We start from the raw sequence: 20,210 nt of genomic DNA on the forward strand, positions 1-20,210 counted from the left end.
AGGGCGACGCAGCAGGCTACGCCGCCGTCAGGGCGGATTAACGCCGCCAGTTGGTTTTGGCCAGTTCGACCACTTCGTCGCCGCGGCCGTTAATGATGGCGCGCAGCATATACAGGCTGAACCCTTTGGCCTGTTCGAATTTGATCTGCGGCGGCATCGCCAGCTCCTGTTTGGCGGTCACCACGTCCAGCAGCGCCGGGCCGGGGTGCGCCAGCATCGCCTGCAGGGCGGCGTCCAGCTCCGAGGCTTTTTCAACCCGGAAGCCTTTAATGCCGGCCGCGTTGGCGATGGCGGCGAAGTCCGGGTTATGCAGATCCGTGCCGTCGGTCAGGTAGCCGCCGGCCTTCATCTCCATCGCTACAAACCCCAGCACGCTGTTATTAAACACCACCACTTTAACCGGCAGCTGCAGCTGCGCCAGCGATAAAAAGTCGCCCATCAGCATGGTAAAGCCGCCGTCGCCGCACAGCGCCACCACCTGCTTATCCGGCGCGGTGGCCTGTGCGCCGATGGCCTGCGGCATCGCATTGGCCATCGAGCCGTGGTTAAACGAGCCGAGCAATCGGCGTTTGCCGTTCATCTGCAGGTAGCGGGCCGCCCAGACGGTCGGCGTGCCGACGTCGCAGGTGAAAATGGCGTCATCGTCGGCATGGCGGCTGATTTGCTGCGCCAGATACTGCGGGTGAATCGGCTGGCTATCGTTGCAGGTCGCCAGGCTGTCGAGATCCTGGCGTGCGCTGCGGTAGTGTTCCAGCGCCTTGTTGAGGAATTTATCGTCGCTCTTGGCCTCCAGCTGCGGCAGCAGGGCGGCAAGGGTGGTTTTGATATCGCCCACCAGCGCCATATTGACCGGACAGTGCGCGCCGATGCTGCCGGGGTTGATATCCACCTGGACGATCGTGGCGTTGGTGGGATAAAAGGCGCGGTAGGGGAACTGGGTGCCGAGCAGCACCAGCGTGTCGGCGTTCATCATGGCGTGATAGCCGGAGGAGAAGCCGATCAGGCCGGTCATACCGACGCTGTACGGGTTGTCCCATTCGATATGCTCTTTGCCGCGCAGCGCATGTACGATCGGCGCCTGCAGCAGTTCAGCCAGCTTCACCACCTCATCGTGGGCGCCGGCGCAGCCGCTGCCGCACATCAGGGTAATATTTTTCGCCCCGTTCAGCGTTTCCGCCAGCCGGTTAAGCTCGCTCATCGGCGGCTGCACCAGCGGCAGCGCCGGGGTCTGCCAGACCACCTCGGCGTCTTCCGGCGCCATGCGCAGCGCCACATCGCCGGGCAGCACCACCACCGACACGCCGCGGTTAAGGATTGCCTTGCGCATGGCGATCTCCAGCACGCGCGGCAGCTGTTCCGGGTTGGAGACCAGTTCGCAGTAGTGGCTGCATTCGCGGAACAGCTCCTGCGGATGGGTTTCCTGGAAGTAGCCGCTGCCGATCTCGCTGGAAGGAATGTGGGCGGCGATCGCCAGCACCGGCACGTGATTGCGGTGGCAGTCGAACAGGCCGTTGATCAGGTGCAGGTTGCCCGGTCCGCAGGAGCCAGCGCACACCGCCAGTTCACCGGTCAGCTGCGCCTCCGCGCCGGCGGCGAAGGCGGCCACTTCCTCGTGGCGGGTGCCCAGCCATTCAATCGTCCCCATGCGGTGCAGGCTGTCGCTCAGGCCGTTCAGCGAGTCGCCGGTGACGCCCCAAATGCGTTTTACGCCCGCCTGGTCCAGGGTTTTGGCAATCAATGTGGCTACGGTTTGCTTCATGGTTCCCCCAGTGATGTGATAACCCCGTCGCTTAACGGCGGGATAGATACCCGTCATACTTCAAGTAACGGGGTGTTGGCCGCGTTCAGTCATCCGAATCACTGACCTGAGGCAGCGTATCGTGATCCCTGCTCTTGCCGCCTTCCTGTCACTCGAATTATTTAGGGTAGAAAAGGTCTTCTCAGCTTAGCAAGCTGCGGGAATTACGATAGAACGGGATGAAGAATAGTTTGCGCCAATAAGTGCCCCGCCGGAAACGGGGCGAGGGGATCAGGCGAGGGTGACGTCGCCCTGCAGCTGGCAGCTGCAGGCCAGCACATAGCCCTGGGCGATCTCTGCCGGCGTCAGCGTCATGGTGCTGCTGACGCTATAGTCGCCGTCGAGTATGCGGGTTTTGCAGGAGCCGCAGACGCCGGCGCGGCAGGCGGCGGTCACCGGCAGGCGATGGGATTCCAGCGCCGCCAGCAGCGTGCTGCCGACCGGTACGCGGAACTCCCGCAGCGGCTGGCCGATGCGCAGCGCCAGCGTATTGTCCGACGACCCGGCGTTTTCCGCCGGCGTGTGAAACTGCTCCTTATGCAGACGCGCGGGCGGAACCCCCAGCGCCAGGCACAGCTGCTCAACCTGCGCCATATAGGGCGCGGGGCCGCAGGTCATCACCCGGCGCTCGGCGATATCCGGCACGCACTGCCGCAGCACCGCGTCGCTGATGCGCCCGCTGAGAAAGCCGGGCGGCGCCTGATGCTCGGCCATCAATGTCAGGTTCAGCGACGGGTGTGCGGCGCACAGTTGCCGCCACTGTTCGGCAAAAATCACCTCCTCCGGACGGCGGACGCTGAAGATCACCTGCACATCGCACGCCGGGCGGTACGCCGCCAGCCAGCGGCACATCGAGATAATCGGCGTGACGCCGCAGCCGGCGGCCAGCATCAAATAGCGCTCGGCGGGGTGAGAAACGCAGCTGAACTCGCCCTGCGCGTCGGACAGCCACAGCGTATTGCCGGGTCGCACCTCCTGCGTCAGCCAGCGCGAGCCGGCGCCGTCCGGCAGGCAGCGCACGCTGATGCTGAGAAACGGGCTGAGCCCCGGCGAGGAGGAAAGGGTGTAGGCGCGCAGGGTCTCTTCGCTGTTGCGGATGCTGACCAGCGCGAACTGGCCGGGCAGATAGGGATAAAAATCGTGGCAGATCAGGTTCAGCGTCCAGACGTCGGCGGTTTCCTGCCGGATGGAGTGCACCTGCATGCGGTTCGGACACAAAGGATGGGGTTGGCTCATAAGGCACCTCACTGCGGAAGGGGCGGACGCCGCCGCCCCGGAAAAACAATACAATCAGCCCAGAATGGCCTGCAGATCCTGCTCTACGCTGGTGATCGGACGCATGCCGAACTTATCGTTGAGGATCGCCAGCAGGTTATCGGTCAGGAAGCCCGGCGCGGTCGGGCCGGTAAAGATGTTTTGCACCCCCAGCGCCAGCAGCGTCAGCAGAATCACAATCGCTTTTTGTTCAAACCACGACAGCACCAGGCTGAGCGGCAGGTCGTTAACGCCGCAGCCCAGCTTCTCCGCCAGCTTCACCGCCAGCATAATCGCCGAATAGGCGTCGTTGCACTGGCCGACGTCCAGCAGGCGCGGCAGGCCTTCCAGCGTGCCGAAGTCCAGTTTATTGAAGCGGTATTTGCCGCACGCCAGCGTCATGATCAGGCAGTCCTGCGGCACCGCGCGGGCAAAGTCGGTGTAGTAACTGCGTTCGCCGCGGCTGCCGTCGCAGCCGCCGACCAGAAATACGTGGCGCAGCTTTTTCCGGCTGACCAGGTCGATCACCGTATCGGCGGCGTTAAGCAGCGTCTGGCGGCCGAAGCCCACGGTGATCAGCTGTTCGATTTCGCTGTAGGGGAAACCGGCCATACCCTGCGCCTGACGGATAACCGCGGAGAAGTCGTCGCCCTCCAGGTGATTGACGCCCGGCCAGCCGACGATGCTGCGGGTCCAGATGCGGTCGCCGTAATGGCCGACGTTCGGGTCGATAATGCAGTTGGAGGTCATGACGATCGGGCCGGGGAATTTGGCGAACTCCACCTGCTGGTTCTGCCAGCCGCTGCCGTAGTTGCCGACCAGATGCTTGAATTTTTTCAGCTCCGGATAGCCGTGCGCCGGCAGCATTTCGCCGTGGGTATAAATATTTACTCCTTGGCCTTCGGTCTGCTCCAGCAGCATACGTAAATCTTTCAGGTCGTGGCCGGAAATCAAAATCGCTTTGCCGGCCAGCGGCCGCACGTTGACCGCGGTCGGCTGCGGATCGCCATACGCCTCGGTTTCCCCGCGGTCGAGGATCGCCATCACGCCGAAGTTCATATGGCCGATGGCCATGGCGTTATTCAGCAGGGTGTCGACATCGCGCGGCTGGGTGCCCAGCCAGGCCATCAGCTCGTGATACTGGGCGTAGATCGCATCGTCATACTGGCCGAGCACGTGCGCGTGCTCCATATAGGCTGCGGCGCCTTTGAGGCCGTACAGGCACAGCATGCGCAGGCCGTGCACATCGTCGCCCACCTCGGCCTTATCCCGATCGAGGGCGAACTGCGCCGCCTGCTGCTGCAGGCTGTCGATATCGTCGCCGGCCAGCTGCAGCGCCGCCAGCGGATGGTCGACCGTGACCGACGGCTCCTGCAGGCGGCAGCGCGCCGCCAGCGGATGGTCGACCGTGACCGACGGCTCCTGCAGGCGGCAGCGCGCCGCCAGCGTATCGCGCAGCGCGATGGTTTCCCGCGCGTAGCCGATAATGCGCGCCGAGTCGAAGTTGACGTTGGTCAGCGTGGAAAAGAAGGCGCGCGGGGCGAAGCTGTCGGTCTGATGGTCGATAATCCCCAGCGCGCGCGCCTGCAGCGCCCAGGCGGACAGGCCCTGCAGCGCGGCGACCAGCAGATCCTGCAGGTCGGAGGTTTCGGCGGTTTTGCCGCACATGCCCTGGGCATAAGAGCAGCCGTTGCCGGCCGGGGTTCGGATGGTTTGTTCACATTGCACACAAAACATAATCGCGTCCTTTTTAAAGTTGCATTTAAAATGCTTGTTTAAGAGCATAGATCGGCAACCGCAGCAGCAAAAAGGGTTTTGTCGGAAAAGTGGGGTAAGTTTGATTTAACGCAAAGTCGCGTGCGGATGAGAACGATTCCGGGGGCAAGCCCCCGGCAACGGTCAGGAGAACAGGGCGATCAGCACCGGCGCCATCAGGCTCAGCAGGAAGCCGTGGACGATGGCCGGCGGCACGATCTCCAGGCCGCCGCTGCGCTGCAGCACCGGCAGGGTGAAGTCCATCGAGGTGGCGCCGCACAGGCCCAGCGCCGTCGAGCGGCTGCGGCGGATCAGCGTCGGGATCAGCATAATCGCCACCAGTTCGCGCAGCAGATCGTTAAAGAAGGCGGTGCTGCCGAGCACCGGGCCGTAGGCGTCGCTGATCAAAATGGCGGACAGCGAATACCAGCCGAAGCCGGAAGCTACCGCCAGCCCGGCCTTGACCGGCATTCCCAGCAGCCAGGCCGCCAGCGCGCCGCCGGCCAGCGCGCTGATCGCCACCGCAACGCCGACCAGCATGCCGCGGCGGTTGACGATAATCTGCCGCAGCGTCATGCCGCTGTTGCGCAGCTGGATGCCCACCAGGAACAGCAGGAAAATCAGCGCGTATTCGCTGCCGGCGGTGGCGTAGTGCAGCCAGGGCCACTGCGTCAGGCCGAGCAGGAAGCCAATCAGCACCACGCCGCACAGCTTCAGCGACTCCAGCACCATATGCAGGCGCGAAGGCAGTTTTTCCTGCTTATGCGTGCTGCGCCACGGCAGTTTGCGCTCCAGCAGGTAGAGCGCCAGCGCGTTGGCAAGGAAAATGCACAGGAAAAAGGCGGCGGTGTATTGGAAAATCAGCAGCAGGTTACTGCTGAGGTTCTCCAGAAACGCCAGGCTGATGCCCATTAAAAACAGAATAACGTACACCATCCAGCTGAGCAGACGGTTGATGCTCTGGATAAAGTTATGGTTGCGTAGCGGGATAAGGTAGCCGGCAATCAGCGGCACCAGAATGATCAACAGTCCTGAATACATGACGACAATAATTTCCTTGCTTAAATCGCGGCGGCAAGTGCCGAGCGACCGCAACAGGCTAATCAAAACCCTCTTCAGAGTAAAGTAGCAGATTTACGCGCCTTTGCTTGACCTGCGGGGGGATCGTTGACCATGCTCAGAGTCGTCATTCGACAGAGAGTGGCCAAGGTTCGCACGGGAGGCGACAGATGTACTTAGAACGCATTGAGATTGTAGGTTTCCGTGGCATTAATCGGCTGTCGCTGACGCTGGATGACAACACGCTGCTGCTTGGGGAAAACGCCTGGGGCAAATCCAGCCTGCTGGACGCCCTGACGCTGTTGCTGGCGCCGGAAGAGACGCTGTATCGCTTCGAAACGCATGATTTCCACTTTCCGCCCGGTGACGAAGCGGCCAAGGAGCGCTACCTGCAGATTATTTTCACCTTCTGCGAAAAGGACATCGGCCATGCCCATCTGCCGCGCTATCGCCATTTATCGCCGCTGTGGGTCAAGGCGGAGGACGGCCTGAGCCGGATCCACTATCGCTGCGAAGGGGAGATGACCGATGACGACACGGTATGCACCTGGCGCAGCTTTCTGGACGCCGACGGTAATCCGCTGCTGCTGCATCATATCGATCGGCTGGTGCGCAGCATTATCCGTATTCATCCGGTGCTGCGGCTGCGCGATGCGCGCTTTATCCGGCGTCTGCGTCCCAGTTCGCTCGGCGACCGGCTGCCCGCCGACAACGAGATGCTGGCGCAGCAGCTTGACCAGCTGACGCGTGAACTGGTGCGCAACCCGCAAAAGCTGACTAACGGCGAGCTGCGTCAGGGGCTGGCGGCGATGCAGCAGCTGCTGGAGCACTATTTTTCCGAGCAGGGATCGCAAACCGTCGGGCCAAGGCGGCAGCGTCGGCAGCAGGAGCAGCAGGCCTGGCGTTCGCTCGATAATATCAACCGCATGGTGGCCGAGCCGAACAGCCGCAGCATGCGCTTGATTTTGCTCGGCATGTTCTCGACGCTGCTGCAGGCCAAGGGCAATGTAAAGCTGGAGCCTCATGCGCGCCCGCTGCTGCTGGTGGAGGATCCGGAAACCCGTCTGCACCCGATTATGCTGTCGGTCGCCTGGGGCTTGTTGAATCAGCTGCCGCTGCAGCGTATCACCACCACCAACTCGAGCGAACTGGTGTCGCTGGTGCCGGTGGTGCACGTCTGCCGGCTGGTGCGCGAGTCCGGCCGGGTGGCGACCTATCGCCTGGGCGCGCGCGGCCTCGGGCCGGAGGACAGCCGGCGCATCGCCTTTCATATCCGTTTTAACCGGCCTTCTTCGCTGTTTGCCCGCTGCTGGCTGCTGGTGGAAGGGGAGACAGAAGTCTGGCTGCTGAACGAACTGGCGCGGCAGTGCGGCCATAATTTTGAGGCCGAAGGGGTGCGGGTAATTGAATTTGCCCAGTGCGGTTTAAAACCTCTGCTGAAGTTCGCCCGGCGGATGGGCATCGAGTGGCATGCGCTGGTGGATGGCGATGAGGCCGGCAAAAAGTACGCCAACACCGTGCGCAGCATGCTGGATAACCATGAGGATAGTGAGCGCGATCGTCTGACCGCGCTGCCAGCGGCGGATATGGAACACTTTATGTATAAAGAGGGCTTCAGCCCGGTGTATCACCGGGTGGCGGCGGTGCCGATCAACGCCCAGATGCCGATGCGCAAGGTGATCCTGAAAGCGGTGCACCGCGCTTCGAAGCCGGATCTGGCGATCGAAGTTGCGATGCAGGCGGGCGAGTGGGGCACCGATGCGGTGCCGTCGCTGCTGAAAAAAATGTTCTCGCGGGTGATCTGGCTGGCGCGCGGCCGGGCCGACTAGCCTGCGGCTGCCTCAACGGGAAAAATGCGCGGCGAGTCCCTGCTCCAGCTGGTCCAGCAGCTGATAGCGGCGGCGGTATTCCGCGCGTTTTTTACTGGCGACCTCGTCCAGCGGCTTGCGGGCGATACGCGCCGGCAGCAGAAAGTAGCCGCCGGGCAGCGGCCGGGCCGCCATTGACAGCCAGAACTGGTCATAATCGGCGTGCAGCAGGTCGCGCTTTTTATTTTTATAGCGCCAGTTCTGATAAATATGACTGCCGTTGCCGACCGCCACCACCTGCTGGATCCCCAGCAGGCGCGCCAGATGACACACTCCTTCCAGCGCCAGCCGTTTCGGGAACAGGCCGTGGCAGGCTTTGGTGGTCTGCTGTATCACGCTGTGCGGCACGTCGCCGTTCGCCCCCTGCAGACCGCCGATAAACAGCGTGCTCTTTTGCCGGAAGTGCATCAGGGTAAAGGTGATTTCCGCCAGCATCACGCCCGCGGCGTTGCGCAGCAGCAGCGTGGTTTCCCCCTCCTTGTTCAGCTTGTCAATCGCCGCCAGCTCCAGCGTTACCGACCCGCCGTTTTTATCCTCCGCGCGGCTTAACACCAGCGGCTGCGCGCCCAGATGGCCGAGCAGCATTTTCCCCGGCATGCGCTGGGCGATCAGATCGTAGTGGTCGCGCAGGGCAAACAGACCGTCGAGTTTACTCATATTGGCCGCCAGATACGGGCGGTGCAGTTTGCACGGCAGGTTGGGCTGTGCGCGCAGAATGGTTTCCAGCAGCGGGTTGTCCGCCAGCGTGTTCATCAGGCCGCTGGTGGTCTGCCAGTTCAGCAGCGAGCGGCTGAGGAACTTCAGGCGAAACGAGGTTTTGCGCCAGCAGCGGGCGGGCGCCATGCTGCCGCTGAGCAGTGCGGTAATTAACCGTTGGCCGTTCATCGGCTGGCTGGCGACGAGCGGATAGCTAAATTGTGACATGGTGAAATCCTTGACGGTATCGAATGGCGCTATTTCATCAAGGGATGACTAAACGGCGCTTCAATATTCCCGGCGCGGGATTAGGAATATTCATTACGTTGAGCCGCGGTTTAACGATATCGGTTTGGCAAGGCTCTGAGCATCACTTTGTTGTGTGGTTAATGGTCGGTTTCTGATTTGTATTTCTTGTCGTAGTTGCTGGTTACATTGCTGTTTCCCTCAACGCAGTAAGAAAGGAGCCGTATATGGCTAAGCAAAAATTGGTCAGTTATGAAGATGCAATTCGTCGGGGCGGGTATATTCCCGTTGGCTATTTTAAAAATGGCTTTACTCTGGAGTCTGCCAATCAGGTGCTCTATTTGGAAAGCACCCGGGGATACGTGGTATGGCGGGGCGCCTTGCCGAAAGTGGTCGCGCCGGCAACAACGCCGGAAGCGACGGGGGGATTTGCCCCCGACGCCTGGGTAGATATTAGCGGCGTAGCCTCATCCGCCAAGCTGAATAATATGGTGCTGGTGGAGGATTTTTATCACCTGGTGACCGCAGAGGGCGACTGGACGCCGGCGGCGCAGGCGGCGTTGGCTTATGCCATCAATAACGACCTTAATAAAGTGTGGTCGTTCCAGCAGCTGGCGTTTAAATCACCGCTGATTATAGATAACTGGACTAGCGGCCTGGAAATGCGTTTTGCCGCGCTGGAAGCGCATGAAAATTTCCCAACCTATACGGATTGGAAAAATGCTACGCCGCTGATTGTGATTGGTAAAGAGGGCGGCTCAATGGTCGGCCTTGAGATCCATATCGGTTATATCAATGGCAAGACGCGCGCTAACGGTGTTTCTATCCGCGGGAAAGGATGCGGCGGCTCACGCATTCATATCGGCAAAGCGATTAACTGTAATATTGTTTATGACTGCAGCCAGCAAACGCATGCGTCGGCCTCCAACTTTATTACCGGGGATTATTGGTATCAAGGTAATATGGGCGCTTATTTAGCCAGGGGGCCGTCTGGCGATTACCCCATTGCCGAAGGGCATAAACTCTCTGTCGGGTTTATTACGCAAATGCGTTATGGCGGTTCGCTGTGGCGCAATGGTTCGCAATATAGTCAGATCTCCGGCGATGCGGATTTCAACGGACGCTTCCTGTCCGAGGTGACGTTATCCAGCCGGTCATTTACCGGGCTGGCGCGCGGTGCGGAGATTAGCAATGGCACGGCGACGGGCGAGGTTCTGGCTTTTTATGTGCAAACGGCCGGCGTTTATAAGGTACTTATCATTGAAAAAAATGACGTTTCCGCTGGCAAAAGTTCTTTCGCCACGGGGGATACATTAACGTCCGGCTCATGGCGCAGCGCTATTTCCGCAGTGCGCACCGCGCAGCAGGGAGAAAATTTCTACTTTGATATTATCCTGGACTTTTATGGCGCGCCTTTTGCCCGGCTCGATGTTGACTGTGGTTATGTCGGCGGTCTGGTTGGTCATTCGCTGTATAGCTGCACCCTTAATTACAAGAACTCGTACAGCGTCGCGACCAATTCAGTGAACGGCGCACAGTGGCTGCATTCTGGTACGACGTTAACGTTGCGGGATAGCTATCTCAATAAGAATCTGTTTGATTGCACCTCGACGTTTATTGCGCCGGGCGGGGATTTATATCTGCGCACCCATCGGGCCTATGGCACGGACTTTGCCGCCACTTTTGCGCCGGGTCAGGCGCGCACCATTCGTACCTTTAAATATATCGGTATCAACAATGCGCCGGGGGTAAAAGATATCTATGAAGTCCAGGTGTTTGGACCGACCAATTTAAGCGGCGTTTGTTCAAGCTTTAAGGTGGCGGTGTCGTCGGCAGGTTTGGAGATTTTTGACAGCACGATCAAAGACAGCGCCAGATTAAAACTTATCTATGGCGACGACAAGGATGCGCCGCTGGTGCTGAAGGTGCAGCAGGATTCGCCGCATACCTTCCCCCTCTATTTTACCTTTACGCGCAAATAAGACGTTTATCGCACGTAATCACGGCCGGGAGCGATCCCGGCCGTCTTGTTTTTCCGCGCCGGGAATATGTGATTTGATCGTGGAGGATCGGTTATAGTGCGCGTTAATCGACGACGGCGCGCGTCGCGGGATCGCGGGGATTTACCCGTCTGGCCGTTAACAATACGCGCTCATTACCGGTAAAAACAAAAGGATAGGCCGCTTTATGAAGTTTATGGGACGTCTACGACGCAGGACGATCGTTATCGTGGGACTGGTGGTTATCGCCGCGGCGGCTTTCTGGTATTTCCGTCAGCCGGCGCCGGTGGACTATAAAACGGTGAAGGTGGCCAAGCGCGACCTGCAGCAAAACGTACTGGCTACCGGCCAGTTGGACGCGGTGCGCAAGGTTGACGTCGGCGCGCAGGTCAGCGGCCAGTTGGAGAGCCTGACGGTCGAGATTGGCGATAAAGTGAAAAAAGGCCAGCTGCTGGGGGTGATCGACCCGCAGCAGGCGCAAAACAGCATCCGTGAAAGCGAGGCGGCGCTGCGTGAACTGCATGCGCAGCTGCAGCAGGCGCAGGCCGAACAGCATCTGGCGGCGGTCACCCTGCAGCGTAATCGCGCGCTGTCGCGCGTGCAGGCGGTATCGCGTCAGGATCTGGATAAGTACACCAGCGAACTGGCGGTGAAAAAGGCGCAGGTGGAGAGCATCCGAGCGCAAATTTCCCGTAACCAGGCCAGCCTGGATACGGCCAAAATCAACCTGGCCTATACCCGCATCGAAGCGCCGATGGACGGCGATGTGGTGCAGATCACCACCCTGCAGGGGCAGACGGTGATTGCGGCGCAGCAGGCGCCGAACATTCTGACGCTGGCCGACCTCAGCACCATGCTGGTGAAGGCGCAGGTGTCCGAAGCCGATGTTATTCACCTGAAGCCGGGGCAAAAAGCCTGGTTTACCGTGCTGGGCGATCCGAACAAACGCTTTGACGGCGTGCTGAAAGATATTCAGCCGACGCCGGAGAAGGTCAACAACGCCATTTTCTACTATGCCCGTTTTGAGGTGCCGAATCCGCAGGGGCTGCTGCGTCTGCAGATGACCGCGCAGGTGCATATTCAGCTGGGCGGCGTCAGCCAGGCGTTGGCGATCCCGCTGGCGGCGCTGGGCGAACAGATTGCTGATAACCGCTACTATGTGTCGCTGCTGAAGCAGGGCAAGGAAGAGAAGCGCGAAGTGACCATCGGCATGCGTAATAATATCGACGTGCAGATTGTCAAAGGGCTTGGCGTCGGCGACGAGGTGATCGTTAACCGCGGCGGCGCGGAGGCCAACTGATGGCGGCGCTGCTTGAGCTGACGGGGATCTGCCGCAGCTATCAATCCGGCGAACAGACCGTCGACGTGCTGAAGAACGTGACGCTGAGCATCGACGCCGGCGAAATGGTGGCGATTATCGGCGCTTCCGGCTCCGGCAAATCGACGCTGATGAATATTCTCGGCTGCCTTGATAAGCCGAGCGCCGGCACTTACCGCGTGGCGGGGCAGGATGTGGCCACGCTGAACGGCGACGCGCTGGCGGCCCTGCGACGCGAACATTTCGGCTTTATCTTCCAGCGTTACCATCTGCTGCCGCACCTCAGCGCCGCGCACAATGTCGAGGTGCCGGCGGTGTATGCCGGGGTCGGCAAAGCGGCGCGGCGTGAACGCGCCACGGCGCTGCTGCAGCGGCTGGGGCTGGGGGAACGCGTGTCCTATCAGCCGAGCCAGCTGTCCGGCGGGCAGCAGCAGCGCGTCAGTATCGCCCGGGCGTTGATGAACGGCGGCCAGGTGATTTTGGCGGATGAGCCGACCGGGGCGCTGGACAGCCACTCCGGTGAAGAGGTGATGGCGATCCTCAAGCAGCTGCGCGAGCAGGGGCATACGGTGATCATCGTTACGCACGATCCGACGGTGGCGCAGCAGGCGGAGCGGATCATCGAGATCCGCGACGGTGAGATCGTCAACGACTCCAGGCCGGTCAGCGCGCCGAACCCGCAGGCCAAGCCGCTGGAGCTGGCGGCGCCGGCGCCTTCCTGGCAGCAGGTAGGCGGGCGTTTTCGTGAAGCGCTGGTGATGGCCTGGCGCGCGATGGCGGCGAATAAAATGCGCACCATGCTGACCATGCTGGGGATTATCATCGGCATCGCCTCGGTGGTTTCCATTCTGGTGATCGGCGACGCCGCCAAACAGATGGTGCTGGCGGATATCAAATCGATCGGCACCAATACGGTCGATATCTATCCCGGCAAGGATTTCGGCGATGACGATCCGGCCTATCGCCAGTCGTTGAAGTATGACGATCTCGAGGCGCTGCGCGAGCAGCCGTACGTCGGCGCGCTGTCGCCGAATATCAGCAGCAGCATGCGGCTGCGGATGGGCAACGTGGATGCGGCGGCCAACGTCTCCGGCGTCAGCGAACAGTTTTTCCGCGTCTACGGCATGGCCTTCAGCCAGGGCAGCGGTATCGATCCGCTGCAGGTGCAGTCGCAGGCGCAGGTGGTGGTGATCGACGCCAATACCAAGCGCCGGCTGTTCCCGCATCAGAAAGAGGTGGTCGGTGAGGTGATCCTGGTCGGTAATATGCCGGCGACGGTGGTGGGCGTCGCTCAGGAGAAGCAGTCGATGTTCGGCAGCAGCAAAACCCTGAGCGTCTGGGTGCCGTACAGCACCATGGCCAACCGGCTGATGGGCAACGCCTATTTTGACTCGATCACCGTGCGCATCCGCGACGGCTATAACAGCCAGGAAGCGGAGCAGCAGCTGACGCGTCTGCTGACGCTGCGCCACGGTAAGAAAGACTTCTTCACCTATAACATGGACAGCCTGGTGCAGACTGCGGAAAAAACCACCCGCACCCTGCAGCTGTTCCTGACGCTGGTGGCGGTGATTTCACTGGTGGTCGGCGGTATCGGGGTGATGAATATCATGCTGGTGTCGGTGACCGAGCGTACGCGCGAGATCGGCATCCGCATGGCGGTGGGGGCGCGCTCCGGCGACGTGCTGCAGCAGTTCCTGATTGAAGCGGTGCTGGTGTGTCTGGTGGGCGGCGCGCTGGGCATCGGTTTGTCGTTGGCTATCGGCCTGCTGGTGCAGCTGGTGCTGCCGGGCTGGCAGATCAGCTTTCCGCCGGTGGCGCTGCTCAGCGCGTTTATCTGTTCCACCGCCATCGGCGTGGTGTTCGGTTACCTGCCGGCGCGCAACGCCGCCCGCCTGAACCCGATTGACGCGCTGGCGCGTGAATAGGCGGCCTGTCCTGCGGCGATGAAAAATGCCAGTCACGGATGTGGCTGGCATTTTAGTAGGGCGGCGGCATGGCGCCGCCTTCAGGTCACCGCTTCGCTTTCCAGCGGCTCAATCAGGCTGGCGTGGTTGCCTTTCGGGCCCTGATGCACGTCGAATCTGACCTGTTGGCCGGCTTTCAGCGTCCGGTAACCATCCATTTTGATCGTCGAATAATGAGCGAAAATATCCTCGCCACCGCCTTCCGGACAGATAAAGCCGAAACCTTTGGCGTTATTGAACCATTTAACAGTACCCGTCTCCATGTTTGTACATCCCTCGCAACGCTATTTTAAGTGAGATGAATAACTGATTTTCGGTGAGCGCAAAAAGTGGTTAAAAGACCAGCAGCTCACGAAATTACACTCTAGAACATATGATCATCACGTCAAGCGATCGGCTTTTGACAGGGGGCGGCAGTTCCTCAAAGTTTGAAGCAGGTAACGCTATTGCGATACATCCGCCGTCAATCGCCGCCGTTTTTATCGGCGCTTTCCCTGCGGCGAAGCGAGGGCGAAGATGATAAAATAGTAGATATCCCCGTTTGAATAACCTGAATGCGTCCCCATATCTGGGGGTAGACAAGAGAAGATGAGCAGCGATGGGCAATAGCAACGATTGGCTGAATTTTGAACACTTGGCCGAAGAAAAACAAATCGATGCGGTAAAACCGCCGTCAATGTATAAAGTTATACTTAACAACGACGATTACACTCCGATGGAATTTGTGATTGACGTTCTGCAAAAGTTCTTTTCTTATGATATTGAACGCGCAACGCAACTGATGCTTACGGTGCACTATCAAGGCAAGGCGATCTGCGGTGTGTTTACCGCCGAGGTGGCGGAGACCAAAGTCGTCCATGTGAACCGTTACGCGAGGGAGAACGAGCATCCGTTGCTTTGTACGCTGGAAAAAGCCTGATTAAGGCAATCTATTGGGGAGGTGCTTATGCTCAATCAAGAACTGGAACTCAGTCTCAACATGGCTTTCGCCAGAGCGCGTGAGCACAGACACGAGTTTATGACCGTGGAGCACCTGTTGCTGGCGTTACTGAGCAACCCTGCCGCGCGAGAAGCGCTTGAGGCATGTACGGTGGATCTGGCGGCGTTGCGCCAGGAGCTGGAAGCCTTTATCGAACAAACCACGCCGACGCTGCCGGCCAGCGAAGAAGAGCGCGACACTCAGCCGACGCTCAGCTTCCAGCGCGTGCTGCAGCGTGCGGTATTCCATGTACAGTCCTCCGGCCGCAGCGAAGTATCCGGCGCCAACGTGCTGGTGGCGATTTTCAGCGAGCAGGAGTCGCAGGCGGCCTATCTGCTGCGTAAGCATGACGTCAGCCGTCTGGACGTGGTGAACTTTATTTCGCACGGGACGCGTAAAGACGAACCGGGCCAGGCGCCGAACAACGCGGAAAACCCGATAAACGAAGAGCAGTCCGGAGGGGAAGACCGTATGGAAAACTTCACCACCAACCTCAATCAGTTGGCCCGGGTAGGCGGTATCGATCCTCTGGTCGGCCGCGACCGCGAACTGGAGCGCGCCATTCAGGTGCTGTGCCGTCGCCGCAAGAACAACCCGCTGCTGGTGGGGGAGTCGGGCGTGGGGAAAACGGCGATTGCCGAAGGGCTGGCGTGGCGTATCGTGCAGGGCGACGTGCCGGAAGTGATGGCGGACTGCACCCTGTATTCGCTGGATATCGGCTCGCTGCTGGCGGGCACCAAATACCGCGGCGACTTCGAGAAGCGTTTCAAGGCGCTGCTTAAACAGTTGGAGCAGGATCAGAACAGCATCCTGTTTATCGATGAGATCCATACCATCATCGGCGCCGGTGCGGCCTCCGGCGGGCAGGTGGACGCCGCCAACCTGATCAAACCGCTGCTGTCGAGCGGCAAGATCCGGGTGATCGGATCCACCACCTATCAGGAGTTCAGCAATATCTTTGAGAAGGATCGCGCGCTGGCGCGCCGTTTCCAGAAGATCGATATTACCGAACCGACGCCGGAAGAGACCGTGCAGATTATCAACGGTCTGAAAACCAAATACGAAGCGCATCACGACGTGCGCTATACCGCCAAGGCGGTGCGTGCGGCGGTGGAGCTGTCGGTGAAATACATCAACGACCGTCATCTGCCGGACAAGGCGATCGACGTAATTGATGAAGCCGGCGCGCGCAGCCGGCTGATGCCGGTCAGCAAGCGCAAGAAAACCGTTAACGTGGCGGATATTGAATCCGTAGTGGCGCGTATCGCGCGCATTCCGGAGAAAACCGTCTCGGCGAGCGATCGCGACGTGCTGAAAAACCTGGGCGACCGCCTGAAGATGCTGGTGTTCGGTCAGGATCCGGCCATCGAGGCGCTGACGGAAGCGATCAAAATGAGCCGCGCCGGCCTGGGGCACGAGCGCAAGCCCGTCGGTTCCTTCCTGTTCGCCGGCCCGACCGGCGTCGGCAAGACCGAGGTGACGGTGCAGCTGGCGAAGGCGCTGGATATCGAGCTGCTGCGTTTTGATATGTCCGAGTATATGGAACGTCATACCGTCAGCCGCCTGATTGGCGCGCCTCCGGGCTATGTCGGCTACGATCAGGGCGGCCTGCTGACCGATGCGGTGATCAAGCATCCGCATGCGGTAGTGCTGCTCGATGAGATCGAGAAGGCGCACCCGGACGTGTTCAACCTGCTGCTGCAGGTGATGGACAACGGGACGCTGACCGATAACAACGGCCGCAAGGCCGACTTCCGCAACGTGATCCTGGTGATGACCACCAACGCCGGGGTGCGCGAGACGGAACGTAAATCCATCGGCCTGATTGAGCAGGACAACAGCACTGACGCGCTGGAAGAGATCAAGAAGGTGTTTACGCCGGAGTTCCGTAACCGTCTGGACAACATCATCTGGTTCAACCACCTGTCAACGGCGGTGATCCAGCAGGTGGTCGACAAGTTTATCGTCGAACTGCAGGCGCAGCTGGATGCCAAGGGCGTATCGCTGGAGGTCAGCGACGAAGCGCGCGACTGGCTGTCGGTGAAAGGCTATGACCGTGCGATGGGCGCACGGCCGATGGCGCGCGTGATGCAGGAAAACCTGAAGAAACCGCTGGCGAATGAGCTGCTGTTCGGTTCTCTGGTGGATGGCGGTTCGGTGAAAGTCGAACTGGATCCGGATACCCAGAAACTGACTTACCACTTCCTCAGCGCCCAGAAGCGCAAAGCGGACGAGGGCGTGCATTAATCCGCCAACGGCGTGATGCAGCAATAATGAAAAAGCGATGCTTCGGCATCGCTTTTTTTATGCGCGCAACAGCGCGCCAGGGAAATGAGTGAGCCCTCTCAGTTTACCTACGCGCTTGCAACTCAGTGTTGAACGCTGCGGCGGGGGTAAACGGAAAGGGCTCAGGACGGGATTTACATCCTCTGCGTCGCCACTGGCTGGCGACCGGTCAGCCGATTAACGGCTACGGAAGACAATGCGGCCTTTGCTCAGGTCGTACGGGGTCAGCTCTACAGTGACTTTGTCGCCCGTCAGGATGCGGATATAGTTTTTACGCATTTTACCGGAGATATGAGCGGTAACCACGTGCCCGTTTTCCAATTCAACGCGGAACATGGTGTTCGGCAGCGTATCAAGAACGGTGCCTTGCATTTCAATATTGTCTTCTTTGGCCATCGAATCCTCTAGGTGTAACTACCTTAGTTTTTAACCGGCAAGATAATGCCGAAAAACCCACATTATGTAAAGATGTGTCGGTGAACAATGCACCGTTTGCGCAAATTAGTTTGTCGGTGAGGACGGATCAACCTGCTGTGGGGGTATCACTTGCGCCGCCCAGCACGCCGCCGCTAACGGCCGGCGCTGAAGCTCGCTGAGCTGCTGTAAAAAACTGCGCCGGGAAATTTCCCTCGCGCCAAGCGAGGCAGTGCGCGCGTTCAACACCTGACAGTCAATCAATTCCCCGCCAAAAGCGGCAAAATGACGGCAAAACGCCATCAGCGCACACTTGGAGGCGTTGGTGACGCGGCTGAACATGGATTCGCCGCAGAACAGCGCGCCCTGAGCGACGCCGTACATGCCGCCGACCAGCTCATCGCCTTGCCACACCTCGACCGAATGGGCGTAGCCCAAGCGGTGCAGATGCAGATAGGCGTGCTGCACCTCCGGGCCGATCCAGGTGCCGTCCTGCGGTCGCTCGGCGCAGGCGGCAATCACCGCGGCGAAGTCATGATTCAGCGTAATGCGAAACGGCGCCGCGCGCAGGAAACGCCTGAAGCTGCGGCTGATATGGCGCTCGGCCGGGTACAGCACCGCGCGCGGGTCCGGCGACCACCACAGGATCGCTTCGCCGGGCGAGTACCAGGGGAAAATCCCGCGCTGATAGGCGGCCAGCAGGCGCGGCGCGCTCAGATCGCCGCCGATGGCCAGCAGGCCGTTAGGATCGCGCAGCGCGCCCTCCGGCGAAGGGAAGGCCACGGAGTGCGGCGACAGTTTCACAATGCGCATATCACCTCTTAGCGTCGCGTTACAGCGAGGCGTTGCCGATGCGTTGGCGGAAGCGGGCATAGCGCCCGCGCTGGCGCAGCAGCGTGGCGTGGTCGCCCTGTTCGACGATCTGCCCGCCGTCCATTACGCAGATACGGTCCATATGCTCCAGGCCGTACAGGCGGTGGGTCACCAGAATCAGCGTTTTGCCCTGACAGTGCTGGCGCAGCAGCGCCAGGATCTGCTGTTCGGTCTCGGCATCCAGCCCTTCGGTCGGCTCATCCAGCAGCCACAGCGGCGCCGAATGCAGCAGCGCGCGGGCGATGCCCAGCCGGCGCTGTTCACCGCCGGACAGCTGACGGCCGCCTTCGCCGAGCCAGGCGTTCAGCCCCTCATTTTCCAACAGCTTGTCCAGCCCGACCTGGCTCAGCGCCTGCTGCAGCGCTGCGTCGTCCGCATCGGGCGCCGCCAGCCGCAGGTTCTCCCGCAGCGTGTCGCTGAAGATATGCACCCGCTGGCTCACCACCGTCGTCATGGCGCGCAGCGTACTTTCATCGTAGCGGGCTAATGGCTCGCCGTTGAGCAGAATATCGCCGCCGTCGGCGTCCCAGGCGCGCGTCAGCAGCTGCAGCAGCGTGGATTTGCCGCAGCCGGTGCGTCCCAGCAGGGCGATATGCTCACCGGCGGCGATCTCCAGCTCGATGTGGCGTAATACCGGCTGCGGCTGGCCGGGGTAAGTAAAGTCAACGCGGCGCAGCTGCAGGGCAGCGGCGGCGGCAGCGGCGGGACCGGCGGCGGGGAAGGCGACGGTCGGCTGCTGGTCGAGCAGCTGTTTGACCCGGGTGGCGGAGGCGATCACCTGGCCGAGGTGCTGAAACGCGGCGGCGACCGGCATCAGCGCTTCAAAGGAGGCCAGCCCGGCGAACACGAACAGCGCAATCAGCGCGCCCGGCTGGACGTTGCCGCCGACGCCGGCGGCGGTCAGCCATAGCAGCAGGGTAACCGTCAGCCCGCCGGCCAGAATCATCAGCGCCTGTGCGATGCCGCCTAGCGACGCCTGTTGCCACTGACGGCGCTGCCAGCGCTGTTCGGTGCGATCGAGCGTGCGGCGAAAATCGTTAACGGCGCCGAATACCACCAGCTCGGCCTGGCCCTGCAGCCAGGCGGTCAGCCCGGTGCGGTATTGGCTGCGCAGGGCGGTCAGCTCGCCGCCGATCGGTTTACCGGCGGCGTAAAACAGCGGCGGCACCAGCACCAGCAGCAGCAGCAGGATGCCGCCGAGGATCAGCGCCAGCGTCTGGTCGACAAAGCTCAGGCCAAAGGTGACCACCACGATCACCACGGCGGCGCTGACCAGCGGCGATATCACCCGCAGATACAGGTGATCCAGCGTATCAACGTCGGCCACCAGACGGTTTAACACCTCGGCCTGGCGGAAGCGGGCGATGCCGCCGGGCGACAGCGGCAGAATTTTGCTGAAGGTAAAGACCCGCAGGTGCGCCAGCACCCGGAAGGTGGCGTCGTGGCTGACCACGCGCTCGGCATAGCGGCCGGCGGTGCGGAAGATGGCCGCGCCGCGTACGCCGGCGGCCGGCAGCATATAGTTAAAGGTCAGCAGGCCGGCCAGTCCGGCCAGAGACGACGCGGCGAGGAACCAGCCGGACAGGGTCAGCAGGCCGATGCTGGCCAGCAGGGTGATGATCGCCAGCACGATGCCCAGCGCAATCAGGAACCCGTGGCGGCGGTATAGCGCCAGAAACGGCAGTAAAACGCGCATG

At 60.8% G+C, this 20,210-nt stretch carries 15 protein-coding genes; 6 read left to right on the plus strand and 9 right to left on the minus strand.

Features of this window, described 5'->3' with window-relative positions:
- Positions 1 to 37 precede the first annotated feature (37 nt).
- The 4 genes from poxB to I6G83_RS14950 all read right to left on the minus strand — a co-directional run bounded on the left by poxB (position 38) and on the right by I6G83_RS14950 (position 5,848).
- The gene (gene poxB, locus I6G83_RS14935; protein ID WP_054306737.1) at positions 38 to 1,759 is read right to left on the minus strand and encodes a ubiquinone-dependent pyruvate dehydrogenase; all 1,722 of its coding nucleotides are present in this window, start codon (positions 1,757 to 1,759) and stop codon (positions 38 to 40) included.
- A 270-nt stretch (positions 1,760 to 2,029) separates the two neighbouring features.
- Complete coding sequence (gene hcr / locus I6G83_RS14940; protein WP_054306738.1) at positions 2,030 to 3,034, minus strand: NADH oxidoreductase; 1,005 nt, start codon at positions 3,032 to 3,034, stop codon at positions 2,030 to 2,032.
- Between the two features lie 54 nt (positions 3,035 to 3,088).
- Positions 3,089 to 4,789: a hydroxylamine reductase gene (gene hcp / locus I6G83_RS14945; RefSeq protein ID WP_062779025.1), complete on the minus strand. Its 1,701-nt coding sequence runs from the start codon at positions 4,787 to 4,789 to the stop codon at positions 3,089 to 3,091.
- Positions 4,790 to 4,951: 162 nt separating this feature from the next.
- Positions 4,952 to 5,848 (minus strand): lysine exporter LysO family protein, encoded by an 897-nt coding sequence (locus I6G83_RS14950; RefSeq protein ID WP_015671731.1) that lies wholly within the window; start codon positions 5,846 to 5,848, stop codon positions 4,952 to 4,954.
- 188 nt (positions 5,849 to 6,036) lie between these two features.
- On the opposite strand from I6G83_RS14950, the gene I6G83_RS14955 reads away from it, so the two are divergent.
- Entirely contained in the window at positions 6,037 to 7,695 is a 1,659-nt protein-coding gene (locus I6G83_RS14955; protein WP_054306739.1) for an ATP-dependent endonuclease, read from the plus strand.
- 12 nt (positions 7,696 to 7,707) lie between these two features.
- Here I6G83_RS14955 and I6G83_RS14960 read toward each other — a convergent pair whose 3' ends face one another.
- Positions 7,708 to 8,658 (minus strand): VirK/YbjX family protein, encoded by a 951-nt coding sequence (locus I6G83_RS14960; protein WP_054306740.1) that lies wholly within the window; start codon positions 8,656 to 8,658, stop codon positions 7,708 to 7,710.
- A gap of 245 nt (positions 8,659 to 8,903) precedes the next feature.
- Between I6G83_RS14960 and I6G83_RS14965 the strand changes: the two genes are divergently transcribed.
- From I6G83_RS14965 to macB, 3 genes are all read left to right on the plus strand, one after another.
- Positions 8,904 to 10,658 carry a tail fiber/spike domain-containing protein gene (locus I6G83_RS14965; RefSeq protein ID WP_054306741.1) on the plus strand — a complete coding sequence of 585 codons (1,755 nt, stop codon included), beginning with the start codon at positions 8,904 to 8,906 and terminating at the stop codon, positions 10,656 to 10,658.
- A 205-nt stretch (positions 10,659 to 10,863) separates the two neighbouring features.
- The gene (macA, locus tag I6G83_RS14970) at positions 10,864 to 11,976 is read left to right on the plus strand and encodes a macrolide transporter subunit MacA (RefSeq protein WP_015671735.1); all 1,113 of its coding nucleotides are present in this window, start codon (positions 10,864 to 10,866) and stop codon (positions 11,974 to 11,976) included.
- On the plus strand, positions 11,976 to 13,922 hold the full coding sequence (macB, locus tag I6G83_RS14975) for a macrolide ABC transporter ATP-binding protein/permease MacB (protein WP_054306742.1): 1,947 nt from the start codon (positions 11,976 to 11,978) through the stop codon (positions 13,920 to 13,922). Before macA ends, macB begins: the two co-directional genes overlap by 1 nt.
- 80 nt (positions 13,923 to 14,002) lie before the next feature.
- Here the strand turns inward: macB and cspD are convergent, their stop codons facing one another.
- On the minus strand, positions 14,003 to 14,224 hold the full coding sequence (gene cspD / locus I6G83_RS14980) for a cold shock-like protein CspD (RefSeq protein WP_015671737.1): 222 nt from the start codon (positions 14,222 to 14,224) through the stop codon (positions 14,003 to 14,005).
- Between the two features lie 335 nt (positions 14,225 to 14,559).
- Here cspD and clpS point away from each other — a divergent pair, with 335 nt between their 5' ends.
- Both clpS and clpA read left to right on the plus strand, forming a co-directional pair.
- Positions 14,560 to 14,880: an ATP-dependent Clp protease adapter ClpS gene (gene clpS / locus I6G83_RS14985; protein ID WP_015671738.1), complete on the plus strand. Its 321-nt coding sequence runs from the start codon at positions 14,560 to 14,562 to the stop codon at positions 14,878 to 14,880.
- A 27-nt stretch (positions 14,881 to 14,907) separates the two neighbouring features.
- On the plus strand, positions 14,908 to 17,187 hold the full coding sequence (clpA, locus tag I6G83_RS14990) for an ATP-dependent Clp protease ATP-binding subunit ClpA (protein WP_054306743.1): 2,280 nt from the start codon (positions 14,908 to 14,910) through the stop codon (positions 17,185 to 17,187).
- 216 nt (positions 17,188 to 17,403) lie between these two features.
- On the opposite strand, the gene infA is transcribed toward clpA, so the two are convergent.
- From infA to cydC, 3 genes are all read right to left on the minus strand, one after another.
- Positions 17,404 to 17,622, minus strand: coding sequence for a translation initiation factor IF-1 (gene infA / locus I6G83_RS14995; protein ID WP_002211347.1), 219 nt, complete (start codon positions 17,620 to 17,622; stop codon positions 17,404 to 17,406).
- Between the two features lie 105 nt (positions 17,623 to 17,727).
- Positions 17,728 to 18,453, minus strand: a complete 726-nt coding sequence (gene aat, locus I6G83_RS15000; RefSeq protein ID WP_054306744.1) for a leucyl/phenylalanyl-tRNA--protein transferase — start codon at positions 18,451 to 18,453, stop codon at positions 17,728 to 17,730.
- A gap of 19 nt (positions 18,454 to 18,472) precedes the next feature.
- On the minus strand, positions 18,473 to 20,209 hold the full coding sequence (cydC, locus tag I6G83_RS15005; protein WP_054306745.1) for a heme ABC transporter ATP-binding protein/permease CydC: 1,737 nt from the start codon (positions 20,207 to 20,209) through the stop codon (positions 18,473 to 18,475).
- Between the last annotated feature and the right edge of the window lies 1 nt (position 20,210).

It is taken from the genome of Serratia rubidaea (assembly GCF_016026735.1).
Taxonomy (GTDB): domain Bacteria; phylum Pseudomonadota; class Gammaproteobacteria; order Enterobacterales; family Enterobacteriaceae; genus Serratia_B; species Serratia_B rubidaea.